Below are 1706 nucleotides of genomic sequence, written 5' to 3' on the forward strand. Positions count from 1 at the left end.
GACCACACCAATAAATGGCTGCGGAGGTGGGTTACTACTTATAAGTGTGGCAAATTAGGTAAATATCGTACATTTAATACGGAACAGCCCTGATATGGCCATCAAAAACGAAATTACTATTCTCACGAGAGCAGAACAGGCAGATCTTTATTCCCCACCCATTTTTTCAATCGAAGAACAACGTCTGTACTTTTCTCTGAACGATGCGGAATTGGCAGTTTTTCGGTCAATTCGTCTCAGAGCTCATAGATGTTACTTTGTCGCGATTTTGGGATACTTCAAATCAAAGCCCGTCATCCTAGATATCGCTTACTCGCAGGTTTCTAAGGATTTAATGTTCATCAGTAAAGAGCTGCTTGGCGGCAAGGGGCTCAGACCATTCACTCCCTCACAAAAACAAAAAGATCGACTCTACGCAAAAGTATTAGACCTTGCTGGTTATCACAAATGGGACGAAAGTCAGCACTTCAATTCTCTTTTCGACCACCTTGTTCAGGTGGGCAATGCCTGGCTGGAGCCGCGTTACCTCTTTGATACTGCTATTGAATTCCTAACCAGTCACAGCATTGCTATCCCTAGGTACACCGTACTCCAGAGACTGATAAGCAGAGCGATGCAGCAGGTCAGAAAAGACCTGGCGCACCAACTTAATCAACTCACCAGTCCTGAACTTCACGTCTTTCTGGACAGCATAACAGCCATTGATGACGGACTAAGCCTGAACCAGCTCAGAGGCGGTGCAAAAAGTCTGACCGTACCTGAACTTAAAAAAGAGCTTGCCCTTTATCATCAGTTAGCGCCATGGCGCACGCAAATCAATGGCGTTATCGATGGGCTTAATCTGTCTCTTAAAAATCGACAACACTTCGGTGAGCTCATCAACTATTACGGTAGTAAACTCAAACGATTCAAACGCGCACAGCAGCATCTATGGTTGCTATGTCACCTGACAGAGCGGATACAACTGGCACTGGAACGGTTAACTGATGGGTTCATTTACCATATCCGCAAGCAACAAGAAGCTGCCAACACCTTTGCACAACAAGCAGTGTTCCTGTCCTGGCAGTCAGCCGCGGACAATGTCACGAAAGCGGCAGAGTTACTGCATCTGTTTGTGGATGAGAACATTGATGATAATCAACCCTTCTCAGTAGTCAGACAACAGGCATTGAAGGTCATGAATGACAGGGATATCCAGACCCTCTGCCTTTACCTGAAAAAACAGAAACGGACCGTGGAAGAGTACCAGTGGCAACATTACGATGAACAATGCAATCTCCTGGAGCAACTGTTAAGGCAGGTGTTCTTGTGCCTTGAATGTGAGGCCGGTAAAGGCTCAGAAGCCGTCGTCGCCCAACTTCAACAGATGCAGACGGAAATCGCATTCGGTGGACCACTGAAGACGATGGATACGTCGCTCATCCCGAAAAAGCACCTCCCATGGTTGGTTAAACAGGATAACGTTAACCCGCAACGTTACGAATGGCTGCTCTACCGGCAGTTAACCTCACGACTGAATGGACGCATTTATTTGCCAAATGTTACCAAATACCGCGCACTGGAAGACGACCTGATCCCCCAGACATCGCAGGATACCTTGCTGGCCTCATCAACACTGGACAGACTAAAACAGCCCGCAGAGTTATTGTTACAGGAGAAACAACACCGGCTGGAAAGTGCACTCAAAGACGTTGCTCTCCATATTG

Annotated in this window: 1 pseudogene; it reads left to right on the forward strand. The window is 46.8% G+C overall.

Annotated elements, in window-relative coordinates:
* Nucleotides 1-94 precede the first annotated feature (94 nt).
* Nucleotides 95-1706, forward strand: a pseudogene (locus ACX5KA_RS01510) (Tn3-like element ISShfr9 family transposase); the annotation flags it as partial.

This window comes from Alteromonas alvinellae (assembly GCF_902705805.1).